This window comes from Pseudoflavonifractor sp. MSJ-30 (genome assembly GCF_018918045.1).
Classification (GTDB): domain Bacteria; phylum Bacillota; class Clostridia; order Oscillospirales; family Oscillospiraceae; genus Faecousia.
The window spans coordinates 1-15,362 of the sequence record NZ_JAHLPU010000026.1 but is presented as its reverse complement, the minus strand read 5'-3'; the positions used below and the strand labels follow the sequence as shown (position 1 = coordinate 15,362).

The window sequence follows — 15,362 nt, the reverse complement described above, 5'->3', positions numbered from 1 at the left end:
ATGCCGCATTGCAGCCTGTCCGGGTGCAATGCGACATAAAAAGGTCATGGTCCGCATCTTTCCCTCCGACGGTATTAACCGTATCAGGTTTAGCGGGTCAGGGCTCTCATCCCTATCTCAGCCGGTTTACCGGCCCCCCGAAGACGGCGCTATGCGATTGACTCTATTATACACAATTTGTTCATTTTGTCAAGCCATATCCAGAGCAAGCTGCTTGCCGCCCAGAATGTGGAAATGCAGATGGGGCACGGTCTGTCCGGCATCGGCTCCGCAGTTGGAGACTACCCGGTAACCGCCCGTCAGGTTTTCCGCTTTGGCGATCTGGGGGATGACCTCGAAGATGTGCGCGACCACGGCGCTGTTTTCGGAAGTCACGCCGTCGCAGCCGGAGATATGGGCCTTGGGGATCACCAGAATGTGGGTGGGTGCCTGGGGATTGATGTCCCGGAAGGCGAAGACGGTCTCATCCTCATAGACCTTGGTGGAAGGAATTTCTCCGGCAATGATCCGGCAGAAAAGACAATCGTTCATATATATACCTCCATAGAATTAAAGTCCGAGAATATTCACGCCAAGCAGGCTGACGGTGGTCATAATGCCCGCGGCAATAAAAACTCCGGTCAGAACGGCGGCCACGGTTTTCCTGAACCCCAGGTCCAGAAAGCTGGCGCCCAGAGTGCCGGTCCAGGCTCCGGTGCCGGGGAGGGGAATGCCCACAAAGAGGGCCAGGGCAATGACCAGGCCGTACTTGCCGAAGCGGCTGGAAGAGAGCTTTTTGCCCGCGGCCTCGCCTTTGTCATGAAAGAAGTGACAGATTTTGCTTAGACCGGGCTTATCCAGCCCCCAGACCAGAAACTTCCGGGCAAAGAGATAGATGATGGGCACAGGCGCCATATTGCCCAGCGCGCACACGGCGATGGAGGGCAGGGTATCCAGTCCCATACCGATGGCAATGGGCACCGCCGCCCGCAGCTCGATCAGAGGCACCATGGAAATCAGGAAAACAGACAGATATTTCAGAAACATGTTATCACCATTTGTATTGTTTAGGTCTTATCGGAACACCGTCCTATTGTAGCATGGTCTTTCCCGGGATGCAATGGAAAATGGGTTAATTTTTGATTAAAATCCCCTGCGGAGTTTGTCCGCAGGGGAAAAATCAGGCAGTCTTAGTCTCTTTGATGACTACATAGCCGTCAACCAGATTGGCCTTTTCCAGAGTCCCTTCCACAGCGGTCTGGCGCTCCATCAGGTCGGTCAGAATGATGACGCCGTCTTTCTGCTCAATGGTCATGACATTTTTCATAATGACCTCTTCCGGGGCCACGGTATTGCGGTAAACCGTAGAAAGACACATAGAAATTCCTCCTTATTCGGCAAGGCTGCTCAGCACAACGCTGAGGCGCATGTTGCCCTTTTCAAAGTCGGAAACGGCGGCCATGACCTGCTCATAGGCAGTGTGGTTGCCGGCTTCCTCCAGTTTTTTGGCCAACTCTGCCAGCTCTTTGGCATGGGCCGCGTTGTGGCCAACCATGTACTTCATGAGGGCGGTCAACTCCTCCATAGGAGTGTGCTCGCAGGGCGTGCCGCAGCTGCCGCAGCTATGGCCGCAGTCGTGGCTGTGGTCATGGGGATGCCCGTGCTCATGGGTGTGGGTCGTGCCGTCGGCGTGGGTGTGCTCGTGGGTATGGGGATGCTCATGGGCATGCTCAGCCACATGCTCGTGTTCATGGGTATGGGTTGTTCCGTCCTCGTGGGTGTGCTCATGGGTGTGGCCACCGATATGATCGTGATCCAAATGCATAGTTTGAATCCTCCTATCTGTATTTTTTTATCTATTATAGCCGCTGTGGGTGGATATGTCAAAGGTTTCTTTTGCAAAGATTTCTCCCGCAAACCGGCAGGGGCGAAGTTCCTGCCGGTTTGACATTCCCGCGCGCAAAGGCTATAATAAAACAAAAACGTTTGGAGAGCGCTATGGTCAATTTTACGGAAATCACGGATTTCAACGCACCGGAATTGGATGTGTACGCACGGCTGACGGAGGCTCAGCTGCTGAATCGTTTTGAGCCGAAAAAGGGAATGTTCATTGCGGAAAGCCCTAAGGTCATTTGCAGGGCGCTGGATGCCGGGTGCAGACCCGTTTCACTGCTTGTGGAGCGGAGCCACTGCAACGAGGAGGCTCAGGAGGCCATTGCCCGATGCGGCGATGTGCCGGTGTACACGGCGGAGATGCCCATCCTTACCCAACTCACCGGCTTCCAGCTGACGCGGGGCATGCTCTGTGCCATGCTGCGGCCGAAGCAGCCCGGCCCGGAGGAAATCCTGGGTGCCTGCCGCCGGGTAGCTGTGCTGGAAAATGTTATGAATCCAACGAATGTTGGAGCCATTTTCCGCAGTGCCGCCGCTCTGGGCATGGACGCGGTTCTGCTGACCTCCGGCTGTACGGACCCCCTGTACCGCCGCAGCGCCCGGGTGAGCATGGGCACGGTTTTCCAGGTGCCCTGGGCCTATGTGCCGGAAAACTGGCCGGAGATCCTGAAAAACGCGGGGTTCGTCACTGCCGCCATGGCCCTGACGGATGACAGCGTATCTATTGACGACCCCACCTTGCGGCAGCGGGAAAAACTGGCTGTGGTTCTGGGTACGGAAGGGGACGGCCTTGCCCGGAAAACCATTGCCGCTTGTGATTATACCGTAAAAATCCCCATGTACCACGGCGTAGACTCCCTGAACGTGGCCGCCGCCAGCGCGGTAGCGTTCTGGGAACTGCGGGCAAGATAATCAATTGACAATTGACAGTTGACAATTGACAATTTGAGTGCTTTCTTCGGAAAGATTTCCCAATAATTCAAATATGTCCCGCAGGGACACAATAATTGTCAATTGTTCATTGTCAATTGTCAATCCATTCCCCCCGGACGCCAGAATTTATGAGATCGCTATAAAAAACCCGGCGCTGCCTTCGGAATTGGGCAGCGCCGGATAAATTATTCTTTTGTGAATCTCGCCAGAAAATCCTTTGTCTCCTGCTTCCGGGGGCTGCCGAAGAGTTCGGCGGGGGTGCCCTGTTCACAGATGACGCCGTTTGCCATATAGACCACATGGCTGCTTACGTCCCGGGCGAAGGCCATCTCGTGGGTCACCACCAGCATGGTCATGCCTTCCTGGGCCAGCCGCTTCATAACGGACAGCACTTCCCCCACCATTTCCGGGTCAAGGGCGGAAGTAGGCTCGTCAAAGAGCAGAACCTCAGGACGCATGGCAAGAGCCCGGGCAATGGCCACACGCTGCTTCTGGCCGCCGGAGATCTGCCGGGGTTTGGCGTTGATGTAGGGGGCCATGCCCACCTTTTCCAGATACTCCATGGCGGTTTTCCGGGCCTCGTCCTTATGGACCTTCAAGACTTTGATCTGGCCAACCATGCAGTTTTCCAGCACGGTCATGTTGTTGAACAGATTGAAGGACTGGAATACCATGCCCACATGGCTGCGGTATTCCGGCTGGTTTACGCCCCGGCCCACCATATTTTTGCCGTGGTAGAGGATTTCGCCGGAGGAAGGGGTCTCCAGCAGATTGATGCACCGGAGCAGGGTGCTCTTGCCGGAGCCGGAAGCGCCGATGATGGAGGTGACGTCGCCCTTTTTCACGGTGAAGTCGATATCCCTCAGCACCTCATGGGTGCCGAAGCTCTTGGACAGGTGGTTTACCTGCAAAATCAAATCGTCCATATCAGCGTTCCCCTCTGTTTCTTCCGTATTTTGCGTTCTGATATTCCCGGTTCTGCTCGTCAAAGGGCGTGCCCTTGTCCGGGTGGCTGTAAGTTCCGGCGGTCATGACCAGGGGGTCAACAGCCACCAGCTCATAATCGCCTTTCCCGTCCATCTTCTTTTCCAGCCAGCGCAGCAGGAAGGAGGCGATAAGGGTCATGGTGAGATACCCAATCATTTCCACCGCCGCGGAGGGAAAGTACAGATAGCTGGCGCCCACAGCGGCCCGGTGGGCGGAGAAAAAGTCCGGGAAGCCGATGATGAACATGACGGAGGTATCTTTCACGTTGATAATGAAGTTGTTGCCGATCTGGGGCATGATGTTCCGCAGAGCCTGGGGGAGAATCACGTTCAGCATGGTCTGCACGTGGGTCATGCCGATGGCCTTGGCGCCTTCGGTCTGGCCCGGGTCAACGGAGATGATGCCGCCCCGGACGGACTCGGCCATATAAGCGCCGGTGTTGATGGAAACCACCAGAATGGCGGCGGCCCAGATGTTGTCAAACCGCTGGGCACCGTTTGTGAAATAGGGAAGACCGTAGTACAGGAACACCGCCTGCAGCACCATGGGGGTGCCCCGGAAGACCTCCACATAGATGCGGACAATGGCCCGAATCAGCTTCAGGAAAAACTTCTTCACCGGGGAATCGCCGGGGGCACAGGGAATGGTGTTCAGCACACCGCACAGAAAGCCGATGACGCAGCCAATGGCCGTTGCCGTCAGGGCAAGGATCAGGGTGTTGCGCATACCGGTCAAATAGGAAGCGCCATATTTGGCCCAGAGCTTGCCAATATCATTGACAAGCTGAATCAGAATTTCCATGAAAGCAAATTACTCCTTTTCTTTATTGAAACGCAGGCATTGCGAACCGGTTTCCCGATTCGCAATGCCAAATTTTCTTACTCGCTCAGGGGCTGGATGACGATGGCCTGCTCCATGAGGGCGTTCATGTCGTCAGCAGTCATGGTGGACAGCACGGAATCGATCATGTTCTTCAGCTCGGTGTTGCCCTTCTTGACGGACACGCCAATGTTGACGTTCTCGGCCCGGACCTCGTCAGAGAACTGGAAATCGCCCTCCGTGCCGGAGAAGTCCAGAATGGTCATGTCGGGGTAGGCGGCCACAGCGCCCTGGGCGGTGGGCATGTCGGTGCAGATGAAGTCCACGCTGCCGGTCTCCAGGGCCATCAGCATGGCGGGAGCGGTCTCAGCGGCGGTCTGGACCAGAGCGCCGCTGATCTGGGGCAGGCACTGGTCGTACCAGATGGTTGCAATCTGGGCGGTGCACTTGCCGCCAGCCAGATCGGCAATGGAGGTGGCGGTGGCATAGGGGCTGTCCTTCTTGGTGACGCAGACGATAGAGGCGTAGAAGTAGGGGCCTGCAAAGTCCACCTGCTCGCTGCGCTCGGCGGTCATGGACTGGCCGGCGATGACGGCATCATAGATGCCGGTCTGGACGCCGGGCACCAGGGAGTCCCAGTCGGCCTGGATGACCTCCAGCTGCCAGCCGTTGGCCTCGGCGATCTTCTTGCCGATCATTACGTCATAGCCGTTGGCGTAGGAACCGGGCACATTGGAGATGGGCACGGCACCGTTGGAGTCGTCGCCCTGCATCCAGTTGTAGGGGGCATAGGCGCACTCCATGGCGATGGTCAGCACGCCGTCTTCCACGCCGGTACCACCGGCAGCATCGGTTTGTACAGTCCCCTGGTTAGAAGCAGCGGAGGAGCCGCAGGCGGCCAGGGACAGTGCCAGCATCAGGGCCAGTACCAGGCAAGTGATTCTTCTCATTTTTGTTTACCTCTTGTTTCTTGATTTTTCCGAAGATTGTCGGATACAAAAAACCGGATCGCCTATGCAGGCGATCCAGGTAAAATACGACGAAACAAAGAAACTTGCCGGCCGGATCCTACGATAGCGCTCCACATAAACGTGACAGTCCGGCAGATATTCTCTGACGGCCCAGCGGGAAAAGGCCTTGCACGCCTTTTCGGGCTTCGGCGGCGTTTCCTTTTGCTTTCTCCGGCTGCAAGACCTTGGAGAAAGGGACTCATAAGCACCGCACCTCTACCATAAGCGATTCAATTTGTAGACCTATGGTACTCCCGCAAAAAGCAAAAGTCAATAGAGAATCCGCAAAAATTCCGCCTTTTCGGAAAGTCTGTGAAAAGCCCCTTGCATTTATCCGGGAGGGTGTGGTAAAATTGTGAAAAATGTCGGAAAGGAAGTATCCCTATGGAGAAAAAAATCACGACCGTTGTTTTCGATATGGGTCAGGTACTGATCCATTGGACGCCTATGAAGATCGTTGAGCATATGGCCCTGACGGAGCGGGACAAGGCGCTTTTGATGACCGAGTTGTTCCAGAGCGTGGAATGGGTCCAGACGGACCACGGCACCATTACCCTCAACCAGGTGGTGGAGCAGGTGAACGCCAGACTGCCGAAGCATCTCCATCCCGCTGTGGAGGAGATCGTCATGGGATGGTGGCACAGGCCCTTGGTGCCCATGGAGGGCATGGGGGAGCTGGTAAAGGAACTGAAAGGACTGGGCTATAAGATCTATCTGCTCAGCAACGCCAACGTGGATCTGCGGAAGTATTTTGGCCGCATTCCCGGCTCCGAGTGCTTTGACGGCCTGATGGTTTCCGCCGAGGAAAAGCTTATCAAGCCCCAGCACGAGATATTCAAGGCCCTGTACGACCGGTTCCGTCTGAATCCGGAACACTGCGTTTTCATTGACGATTCCCCCGCCAACATCGAAGCCGCCCTCTGCACCGGCATGGACGGCATCATCTTCCGCGGCAGCGCGGAACGACTGCGCAGAGAGCTGCGGGAAAAAGGAATAAACGTTGCGGCGGCAACAGAAGAAAAAGGAAAATAGGACGATAATATAAGATGAATTGACAATTGACAATGAACAATTGACAATTATGGTGTCCCTCCGGGACAAATTTTAAATCTTTCATTTCCGAAGGAAAAATTTTAATTGTCAACTGTCAACTGTCAATTGTCAATTCATCCCCCACGCGACCCCAATTTACACACCAACCAAAGGAGACCACCATGACTCTGGATGAATTAAAATCCCGGCTGGACGAGACCAGCTATGTATACGATGAAAACATGCTCACGACTCTGTTTGTGGCCCTGACGCTGGGCCGTCCTTTGCTCATTGAGGGCGCGGCGGGCGTAGGCAAGACCGAGGTGGCCAAAGTCATGGCCCACGCCCTGGGCCGGGATCTGGTGCGGTTGCAGTGCTATGAGGGGCTGGACGAGAGCAAGGCCCTCTATGAGTGGAATTACCAGAAGCAGCTGCTGGCCATTCAGGTGGATCAGGGTAGGGAGGACAAGCAGGAGCTGACAAAGTCCCTGTTCAGTGACGCGTATCTGCTGGAACGGCCTCTGCTGAAGTCCATTCGGTCCGAACAGCCTGTGGTGCTGCTGATCGATGAGATCGACAAGGCAGACGAGGAGTTTGAGGCATTCCTGCTGGAGCTGCTGTCTGAAACCCAGGTGACGATCCCGGAGATCGGCACCATCCGGGCAAAGACCACGCCCTTTGTAATTCTGACTTCCAACCGGGCCCGGCCTCTTTCCGAGGCTCTGCGCCGCCGGTGTGCCTATATGCACATTGATTACCCGGATATGGACAAAGAACTGGCCATTCTGCGGAAGAAGCTGCCCCATGTGGACGACCGCCTGGCCGCTCAGGTGGCCTTGGCTGTCCAGAAACTCCGCGCAACGGAGGCAATCCTGAAAAAACCCTCCATTGCGGAAACGCTGGACTGGACTGCGGCGCTGGATGCATTGGGCATTGCCGAGCTGACCCCGGAGGCCATCCGGAAGACTGCCGGGTTTGTTCTGAAAAACAACGAGGACCTTCTGACGCTGGCAGAGGAACAGCAGGAGCACTGCGGCGCTTGTCAGGGGCACTGCCATGGCTGATACGGAAGTATATCTGGAAAAACTTTCCGCTTTTGCCCGCATTCTGCGTATGGAGGGACTGTCGGTGTCCCCAAGGGATACGGAGGATGCCGCGGCAATTCTCACCCGGCTGGGCTTTGAAGATCGTGAAACGGTGAAGACGGCCCTTATGACCGTTTATGCCAAGTCCCGGGAAGAGCAGCTGAAATTCAGTTCCGCTTTTGACGGCTTTTTCCTTTCCGAGGAGGCCATCCGTGCCCAGGCCCGGCAGCGGGCGGAACAGGAACGGCAGCGGCAGGAGCAGATGGAGCAGGCGGGCGAGGAGCTGGAGCAGATCGGGGAACGGGTGCGTCTGGACGAACGGGAGCGGCAGAGTTACCGGGAGCTTCCCCAGGAGGCCCGGCAGAAGCTCCAGGACTTTCTGAACCGCTACAAGGGCAACGTAGACCGCAGTCCTCAGCTTTACAGTGAATTCATCCACTCCGTGTTCGCAAAAACGATGATGGAGCAGCAGATGCTGCTGGAAAATGCCGGGGTCGGCGCCGAGGAGCTGGACCCGGAACTGGGCCTTCTCTGCCGGGACATCGGGGCCTTCCGGGATACGGAGATCCCCAAGGCCATTGCCCTGATTCAGAATGTAGCCCGGCAGATTAACGGCGAGCTGTCCGCCAAGCGCCGGGGACAGGGAAGCTCCGGCAAGCTGGACTTCCGCCGAACCATCCGGGGCAGCCTCAGCAGCGGCGGAAGTCTGCACAGGCTCTATTTCCGCAAACCCCGGACCCGGAAGCGGAAACTGGTGATCCTCTGCGATGTCTCCGGCTCTATGGTCCAGTTTTCGGAGTTTGCCCTGCGGTTTATCCAGTCCCTGAACCAGGTGGCCGAGAGCTCCCGGACATTCCTGTTTTCCGAGACCATCGTGGAGGCGGACCCCTTTCAGCTGCAAAATATGGACCGGTTTCGGGATACCGTCCGGGCCTCGGGTATCTATGGCCGGGGAACGGATCTGGGGCTGGCCTTGCGGCACCTGTGCGATACCCGTCCGCCGGTGCTGAATCAGAATACCACCCTTCTGATCCTTTCGGATACGAAAACCGTAGATACGGCCCGAGCCCTTCTCTGGCTCCAGGAAGCCAAACGGCAGTCCGGAAAACTTTTGTGGCTGAACCCAATTCCGGAGCGGAACTGGAAGTATATCAAAAGCGTCGGGGCAGTACAGAGCATAGTCCCCATGATCCCCTGCTCCACTCTGGGCGAACTGGCCGCGGCGTGCAGGAGACTGTAATCTTGCCATTTGCGAAGCAAATGAATTGACAATGAACAATTGACAATTATGGTGTCCGAAGCGGACGAGTTTGATTTTTGAATTGTTTCCGAAGGAAACACCTCAACTGTCAATTGTCCATTGTCAATTTGTTATTGCTCAGCCTGAGGCAGCTGCGCCGCTTGCCTGCTGTGCGTTTTTGAATGAATTGTAAAAACGCATTTTTCCCTCTTGCAATTTGAGAAAATACTGCTAGAATATTACGTAGCTTGCTACGTAAAATCAGGAGGTGATGGTTTGGTTACCTTTGGCCGTATCTTTCGCAGCCTGGACCGTGCTTTGGGGCAGCGGATGAACCAGGCTCTATCCGGTATGAATCTGACCTTTTCTCAGGGACACATCATGGGCTATCTGGCCCATTGTGATGCGCCGCCCTGCGCAAAAGACATCGAAGACCGGTTCCGTCTGAGCCATCCTACGGTTTCGGGGCTTCTGGCTCGGCTGGAAAAGAAGGAATTCATTACCCTGCGGGAAGACTCCGAGGACCGACGGCGGAAGCTGGTTTATATTCTGCCCAAGGGACAGGAGTGCATTGAAACCATGGGAACCGTAATCCAAAGCGGCGACAAGAAAATCTTGGAGGGCTTTACCCCGGAGGAAGCGGCACAGTTCCGGGAATATCTTTTCCGGGCGCTGCACAACGTATCTCCGGATTTTGACATCCAAAAGGAGGAATTTGACAAATGATAAAACGTTTCGCCCAGTGCCTGCGCGAATACAAATGGACGGCACTGGTCAGCCCCGTCTGTATGGTCGGCGAGGTCGCCATGGAAGTGACGATCCCTCTGGTCATGGCAGACCTGTATGACTACGGCATCGCTGTGGGCAATATGACCGTGGTGTGGCAGAAGGCCCTGCAGCTGCTTCTGTGCGCCCTGGTCTCCCTGACATTCGGCGTACTTTCCGCCAACTACGCGTCCAAGGCAGCCACCGGCTTTGCCCGGAATCTGCGCCATGATATGTATTACCGGGTGCAGGATTTCAGCTTTTCCAACATCGATAAATTCTCTTCGGCCTCTATTGTCACGCGGCTGACCTCGGATGTGGCAAACATCCAGATGGCCTTCCAGATGATGATCCGTATGGCCATCCGGTGCCCCATGATGCTGATCCTTGCCATGGTCTCCTCCATGCGCATCAGCCCCAAGCTCAGCACCGTGTATTTTGTGGCCATTCCTATTCTGGCGCTGGTGCTGCTGGGGATCGTGCCGCTGGTCTTTCAGATTTTTGACCGGGTGTTCAAGACCTACGACCGGCTGAATACCGTGGTTCAGGAGAACGTCCACGGCATCCGGGTTGTGAAGAGTTTCGTAAGAGAGGACAAGGAGGTCAGCAAGTTCAAGACCATCTCCAAGTCCATCTACGACGACTTCTGCAAGGCGGAGCATATTCTGGCGGTCAACGCCCCGGCTATGCAGATCTGCGTCTATGCCTGCATCCTGACCATTTCCTGGGTGGGCGCGAAAATGGTTATTGCCTCCGGCAACAATGCGGCCTTCGGCCTGACCACCGGCGAACTCAGCTCCATGTTCACCTATACCACGCAGATCCTTTCCAGCCTGATGATGCTCTCCATGGTCTTCGTCATGGTCATTATGTCTCAGGCCCCTCTGCGCCGCTGCTATGAAATCCTGACGGAAGAGCCCAACCTGACCTCTCCCGAGAACGCCGTGGAAACCGTGCCCGATGGCTCCATCGATTTTGAGAATGTCTCCTTCCGGTATTCCAGAAAAGCCAAGCGTCCTGCTTTGCAGGATGTGAACCTGCACATTCCCAGCGGCGCTACCGTCGGCATTCTGGGCGCCACCGGTTCTTCCAAGACTACTCTGGTGCAGCTGATTCCCAGACTGTACGATGTGACGGAGGGTTCCGTCAAGGTAGGCGGCATCGATGTGAAGAACTACGATCTGGAGGTCCTCCGGGATAACGTGGCTATGGTGCTGCAAAAGAACACCCTGTTCTCCGGCTCCATCAAGGAAAACCTGCGCTGGGGCAACGCCAACGCTGCCGATGAAGAACTGGTACATGCCTGCAAGCTGGCCTGCGCCGATGAATTCATCACCGGCTTCCCCAAGGGATACGATACCCATATCGAGCAGGGCGGCAGCAATGTCTCCGGCGGCCAGAAGCAGCGGTTGTGCATTGCCCGGGCTCTGCTGAAGAAGCCCAAGATTCTGATTCTGGACGATTCCACATCCGCCGTGGATACCCATACGGATGCCATGATCCGCAAGGCCTTCAAGGAAGAGATTCCCGGCACCACCAAGCTGATCATTGCCCAGCGGATCTCCTCTATCCAGGACTCCGATATCATTATCGTTATGGATAACGGTCAGGTCGCCTGCGTGGGTGACCATGATACCCTGATGCAGAACTCCGACTTCTATCGGGGCATCTACGAATCTCAGCAGAAAGGAAGTGAAGACTGATGCCCGGTCCCGGTCAAATGCGCGGCGACGGCCGCAAAGCGGCGAACCCTATGAAGACCCTTGCTCGTCTGCTCGGCTATATGAAAGGTTATATTCCGCTGCTGGTCTTCGTCTTCATCTGTATCATTGCCACCTCCGTGGCGCAGGCCCAGGGCAGCCGGGCACTGGGGCCTCTGGTGGACGCGTATATCCTGCCTATGGTGGCCAGCGGCTCCACGGACTTTGGACCGTTGAAAGCCTACCTTGTGAAGCTGGCATGCATCTTCGGGTTCGGCATTGTGGGCACGTTCCTCTTCAACTACCTGATGGTAGGCGTGACCCAGGGCGTGCAGAAGACCATTCGTGACGACCTGTTTGCCAAAATGCAGCGCCTGCCGCTGCGCTACTTTGACAGCCATGCCGCGGGCGACATCATGTCCCGGTATACCAGTGATATCGATACCCTGCGGCAGGTGATTTCCCAGTCCATCCCCCAGTGTGTGTCCTCCGCGGTTACCCTGGTAGTCGTGCTGTGGAACCTGATCGATACCTCCTGGATCCTGACCATTGTCATGTTCTTCACGGTGGGACTGATTATCTATGTCACCAAGGTTTTGGCGGGCAAGTCCGCGGGCTTCTTTATTGGCCAGCAGCGGGCTCTGGGCGCAGTGAACGGCTATATCGAGGAGATGATCTCCGGCCAGAAAGTGGTCAAGATTTTCAACCACGAGGAGGTCTGCAAGGAGGATTTCGACAAGCTCAATGAGGACCTGCGGGTCAACGCCTACAGTGCCGGCAAGTTCTCCAATATGCTGGGCCCCATCAACAACAACCTGGGCTATGTGCAGTACGCGGTGCTGGCGGTAGTCGGCGGCCTGCTGTGCGTGAAGTCCGGCAATAAACTTCTGACTCTGGGCAACCTGATGGCTTTTATGGTGCTGTCCCGCAGCTTCAATATGCCCATCTCCCAGATTTCCAACCAGATCAACGCCATTGTCATGGCGCTGGCAGGCGCGGAGCGTATTTTCAGTCTGATGGACGAGGAGCCGGAGCAGGACAATGGCTATGTGACCCTGGTCAACGCCCATGTGGATGCCGATGGCACCGTCCATGCGTGCCCCGAGCATACCGGCCACTGGGCATGGAAGCATCCCCACCAGGCAGACGGCTCCGTCACCTATACGGAACTGAAAGGCGACATTACCATGGAGCACGTGGACTTCGGCTATGTGCCGGAAAAGACCGTGCTGCATGATGTGACCCTGTATGCCCATCCCGGCCAGAAAATTGCGTTTGTGGGCGCCACCGGTGCGGGCAAGACCACCATTACGAACCTGATCAACCGGTTCTATGACATTGCCGACGGCAAGATTCGCTATGACGGCATCAACGTCAACAAGATCCGCAAGCCCGATCTGCGGCATTCTCTGGGCATCGTGCTCCAGGAGACCAACCTGTTTACCGGCACGGTCATGGAGAATATTCGCTACGGCAAGCTGGACGCCACGGATGAAGAATGCATCCGGGCTGCCAAGCTGGCCAACGCGGACGGCTTTATTACCCGTCTGCCGGAGGGCTATGACACCATGCTGACGGCCAACGGCGGCAACCTGTCCCAGGGCCAGCGGCAGCTGATTGCCATTGCCCGGGCGGCGGTGGCAGATCCCCCCGTCATGATTCTGGATGAGGCAACCTCCTCCATCGATACCCATACGGAGGCGCTGGTGCAGGCCGGTATGGACGCTTTGATGAAGGGCCGGACGGTGTTTGTCATTGCCCATCGGCTGTCCACGGTCCGCAATTCCGACTGCATCATGGTTCTGGACCACGGCCGCATCATCGAGCGCGGCACCCACGATGATCTGATCGCCCAGAAGGGCACCTACTATCAGCTCTATACGGGCGCGTTTGAGCTGGAATAAACTCCGTAACGCTGCATTCCCCCGCTTCGGTTTTCCGAGGCGGGGGAGTTTTATGCTTAAATCAGCGGTATAGAGGTACGATTTGACAATTAATTTGTCCCTGCGGGACAAATTAAAATTGCTTCCGAAGGAAACTCCGTCATTGTCAACTGTCAATTTGGCACAAGCCGGGCCAGCCAAAAAACTCCCATAATACCTCTTGACAAACAATACTATGTGATGTATAGTACTACCTGAAGGGAGGTATTCCATGGACATTCAATTGAAACGAGGGCTGCTGGACGTTTGTGTGCTGGCGGCCATCAAGGATGAAGACGGCTATGGCTACCAGATCATTAAGGACATTCACCCCTATGTGGAAATTTCGGAATCCACTCTGTATCCCATCCTTCGGCGGATGGAAAACGCCCGGCTCCTGACGGTTCGCACCGCGGAGCACAACGGACGGCTGCGGAAATACTACCATATTACAGACGCCGGCCTGGAACGGCTGGATGCCTTCCGGCAGGAATGGCAGGAAATGATGGCAATCTATAATTTTGTGACCCGGGAGGGAACGCGCCATGAATGAGGGACTGTACCGGAATTTTGATTTGCGGCAGATGAATCTTATGGAGGCCGTGCAGCTTCGGAGGAAGAGCTGGCAGGAGTTGCTCCAGGAGGCCGAGCGGCCACAGCAGAAGAAAAAAGGCTTTGTGAGGAGGAACGGAAGATGAAAAAACAGGAATTTCTGGATGCTCTGCGAGTGGGGCTCACAGGCAGCGGCGATGCGGAGGAAGTGCTGGACTTTTACCGGGAGATGATTGAGGACCGGATGGAGGACGGCATGGAGGAGGAGGCTGCCGTAGAGCAGCTGGGCAGCGTGGAGGAAATCCTGGCCCGCTGCGTTCAGGGGTTGACGGTACCCAAAGCGGGAGCGGAAGCTGCCCCGCACTGCGGAATCACCCGTGTTGAGATTCGGGAGCGGGAATTTGACGTGACCATCCTGCCCACAACGGAGAACACCTACCGCCTGGAAGTCAGCAATGAGCACTATCACAATGTGACACTGGAAAATGGCACATTGCGCATTGTACGCAACAAGCAGCAAAAGGAACGGCGGTTCTTCTCCTCGGTTTCCGGAGAGCTGACACTGTACCTGCCCGAGGGACAGTATCAGTCTTTGGACGTGACCACCGCCAGCGGCGACATTGAGGTGCGGCAGGACTTCGGCACCGTCCATATCACAGGCGCCAGCAGCGATGTGACGCTTGCCGGAACCTATCCCGACAAAGCGATGGTGCAGACCGCCAGCGGCGACGTATCTCTGGATGGCATTTTCGGCGGAGAACTGGAAGTTCTGACTGCCAGCGGCAGTCAGAACCTGAAAGGACGGTTTGCCTCCGGCAAGCTGCGGTCCGCCAGCGGCGATATGGAGCTTTCCGGCGCCAGCTTCACGGGGGATCTGACCGCAGAAACTGCCAGCGGCGACATGACCCTTTCCAATGTACTCGCCCGGGGATTGCGGCTGCGCAGCGCCAGCGGCGATGTGCATATGGAGCGGGTATGCGCTGAAATCCTGAATGTGGAAAGCAGAAGCGGCGACCTGAACCTGGAGCAAGTCCTCTCCAAGGGGGATTTCCTTTGCAAGACCACCAGCGGCGATGTATCTTTGGAGGGCTGCGACAGCCCCCAAATGGGCTTTACCACGGTTTCCGGCCACATTTCCGGCAGTCTGCTCCACGGAAAGCAGTTTTCCTGCCGCACAGTCTCCGGCGAAATGAACCTCCCCGGCGGCACGCCCCGGGGCACCTGCAGTATCTCCACCGTCTCCGGTGACGCGGACCTGGAGATCGAAGAGGAATGAGGGAGAGCACAGGAATCTGTTGCTTTTGCTGGCTTGTTAATGCTGAAGCTTTAGCTTTTTGTGCTTTGGACGGTTGCCCTGTCCGCCCATTAGCTGGGTGCCTCCGGCGGGGAGCTTCTTGTCCCGCCAAGAAGCTCCGCAAGAATGCGGCCTAAGGGAGGCGCTGTCG

General features: G+C 56.3%; 17 protein-coding genes and 2 riboswitches. Of the genes, 10 read left to right on the top strand and 7 right to left on the bottom strand.

Going from position 1 to position 15,362, the window contains the following annotated elements; genetic code table 11:
* Positions 1 to 43: 43 nt before the first annotated feature.
* A riboswitch (TPP riboswitch) is annotated at positions 44 to 150 on the bottom strand.
* A 39-nt stretch (positions 151 to 189) separates the two neighbouring features.
* From KQI10_RS04050 to KQI10_RS04035, 4 genes are all read right to left on the bottom strand, one after another.
* Entirely contained in the window at positions 190 to 531 is a 342-nt protein-coding gene (locus tag KQI10_RS04050; protein ID WP_216566128.1) for a histidine triad nucleotide-binding protein, read from the bottom strand.
* An 18-nt stretch (positions 532 to 549) separates the two neighbouring features.
* The gene (locus KQI10_RS04045; protein ID WP_216566127.1) at positions 550 to 1,026 is read right to left on the bottom strand and encodes a small multi-drug export protein; all 477 of its coding nucleotides are present in this window, start codon (positions 1,024 to 1,026) and stop codon (positions 550 to 552) included.
* Between the two features lie 133 nt (positions 1,027 to 1,159).
* Complete coding sequence (locus KQI10_RS04040) at positions 1,160 to 1,357, bottom strand: CooT family nickel-binding protein (RefSeq protein WP_216566126.1); 198 nt, start codon at positions 1,355 to 1,357, stop codon at positions 1,160 to 1,162.
* A gap of 12 nt (positions 1,358 to 1,369) precedes the next feature.
* A complete protein-coding gene (locus KQI10_RS04035) occupies positions 1,370 to 1,804 on the bottom strand; it encodes a cobalt transporter (protein WP_253285128.1) in 435 nt (144 codons plus the stop codon).
* Between the two features lie 173 nt (positions 1,805 to 1,977).
* On the opposite strand from KQI10_RS04035, the gene KQI10_RS04030 reads away from it, so the two are divergent.
* Complete coding sequence (locus KQI10_RS04030) at positions 1,978 to 2,784, top strand: RNA methyltransferase (RefSeq protein ID WP_216566125.1); 807 nt, start codon at positions 1,978 to 1,980, stop codon at positions 2,782 to 2,784.
* Positions 2,785 to 2,990: 206 nt separating this feature from the next.
* On the opposite strand, the gene KQI10_RS04025 is transcribed toward KQI10_RS04030, so the two are convergent.
* The 3 genes from KQI10_RS04025 to KQI10_RS04015 form a co-directional block, all read right to left on the bottom strand.
* Positions 2,991 to 3,731: an amino acid ABC transporter ATP-binding protein gene (locus tag KQI10_RS04025; RefSeq protein ID WP_216566124.1), complete on the bottom strand. Its 741-nt coding sequence runs from the start codon at positions 3,729 to 3,731 to the stop codon at positions 2,991 to 2,993.
* A 1-nt stretch (position 3,732) separates the two neighbouring features.
* On the bottom strand, positions 3,733 to 4,593 hold the full coding sequence (locus tag KQI10_RS04020; protein WP_216566123.1) for an amino acid ABC transporter permease: 861 nt from the start codon (positions 4,591 to 4,593) through the stop codon (positions 3,733 to 3,735).
* Positions 4,594 to 4,670: 77 nt separating this feature from the next.
* Positions 4,671 to 5,561, bottom strand: a complete 891-nt coding sequence (locus tag KQI10_RS04015; protein WP_216566122.1) for a transporter substrate-binding domain-containing protein — start codon at positions 5,559 to 5,561, stop codon at positions 4,671 to 4,673.
* A 116-nt stretch (positions 5,562 to 5,677) separates the two neighbouring features.
* Positions 5,678 to 5,848: riboswitch (Lysine riboswitch) on the bottom strand.
* Positions 5,849 to 6,005: 157 nt separating this feature from the next.
* Between KQI10_RS04015 and KQI10_RS04010 the strand changes: the two genes are divergently transcribed.
* The 9 genes from KQI10_RS04010 (at position 6,006) to KQI10_RS03970 (ending at position 15,193) form a co-directional block, all read left to right on the top strand.
* Positions 6,006 to 6,653, top strand: coding sequence for an HAD family phosphatase (locus KQI10_RS04010; protein ID WP_216566121.1), 648 nt, complete (start codon positions 6,006 to 6,008; stop codon positions 6,651 to 6,653).
* 182 nt (positions 6,654 to 6,835) lie between these two features.
* Positions 6,836 to 7,717, top strand: a complete 882-nt coding sequence (locus KQI10_RS04005) for a MoxR family ATPase (RefSeq protein ID WP_216566120.1) — start codon at positions 6,836 to 6,838, stop codon at positions 7,715 to 7,717.
* Positions 7,710 to 8,978, top strand: a complete 1,269-nt coding sequence (locus KQI10_RS04000; RefSeq protein WP_216566119.1) for a VWA domain-containing protein — start codon at positions 7,710 to 7,712, stop codon at positions 8,976 to 8,978. The genes KQI10_RS04005 and KQI10_RS04000 overlap by 8 nt, the downstream gene beginning before the upstream one ends.
* 276 nt (positions 8,979 to 9,254) lie before the next feature.
* Positions 9,255 to 9,704: a MarR family winged helix-turn-helix transcriptional regulator gene (locus KQI10_RS03995; RefSeq protein WP_216566118.1), complete on the top strand. Its 450-nt coding sequence runs from the start codon at positions 9,255 to 9,257 to the stop codon at positions 9,702 to 9,704.
* Positions 9,701 to 11,446, top strand: coding sequence for an ABC transporter ATP-binding protein (locus KQI10_RS03990; protein ID WP_216566117.1), 1,746 nt, complete (start codon positions 9,701 to 9,703; stop codon positions 11,444 to 11,446). Before KQI10_RS03995 ends, KQI10_RS03990 begins: the two co-directional genes overlap by 4 nt.
* A gap of 50 nt (positions 11,447 to 11,496) precedes the next feature.
* Positions 11,497 to 13,347, top strand: a complete 1,851-nt coding sequence (locus tag KQI10_RS03985; protein WP_253285127.1) for an ABC transporter ATP-binding protein — start codon at positions 11,497 to 11,499, stop codon at positions 13,345 to 13,347.
* Positions 13,348 to 13,597: 250 nt separating this feature from the next.
* A complete protein-coding gene (locus KQI10_RS03980) occupies positions 13,598 to 13,918 on the top strand; it encodes a PadR family transcriptional regulator (protein WP_216566115.1) in 321 nt (106 codons plus the stop codon).
* Positions 13,911 to 14,063: a hypothetical protein gene (locus tag KQI10_RS03975; protein ID WP_216566114.1), complete on the top strand. Its 153-nt coding sequence runs from the start codon at positions 13,911 to 13,913 to the stop codon at positions 14,061 to 14,063. The genes KQI10_RS03980 and KQI10_RS03975 overlap by 8 nt, the downstream gene beginning before the upstream one ends.
* Positions 14,060 to 15,193 (top strand): DUF4097 family beta strand repeat-containing protein, encoded by a 1,134-nt coding sequence (locus KQI10_RS03970; protein WP_216566113.1) that lies wholly within the window; start codon positions 14,060 to 14,062, stop codon positions 15,191 to 15,193. Before KQI10_RS03975 ends, KQI10_RS03970 begins: the two co-directional genes overlap by 4 nt.
* Positions 15,194 to 15,362 lie beyond the last annotated feature (169 nt).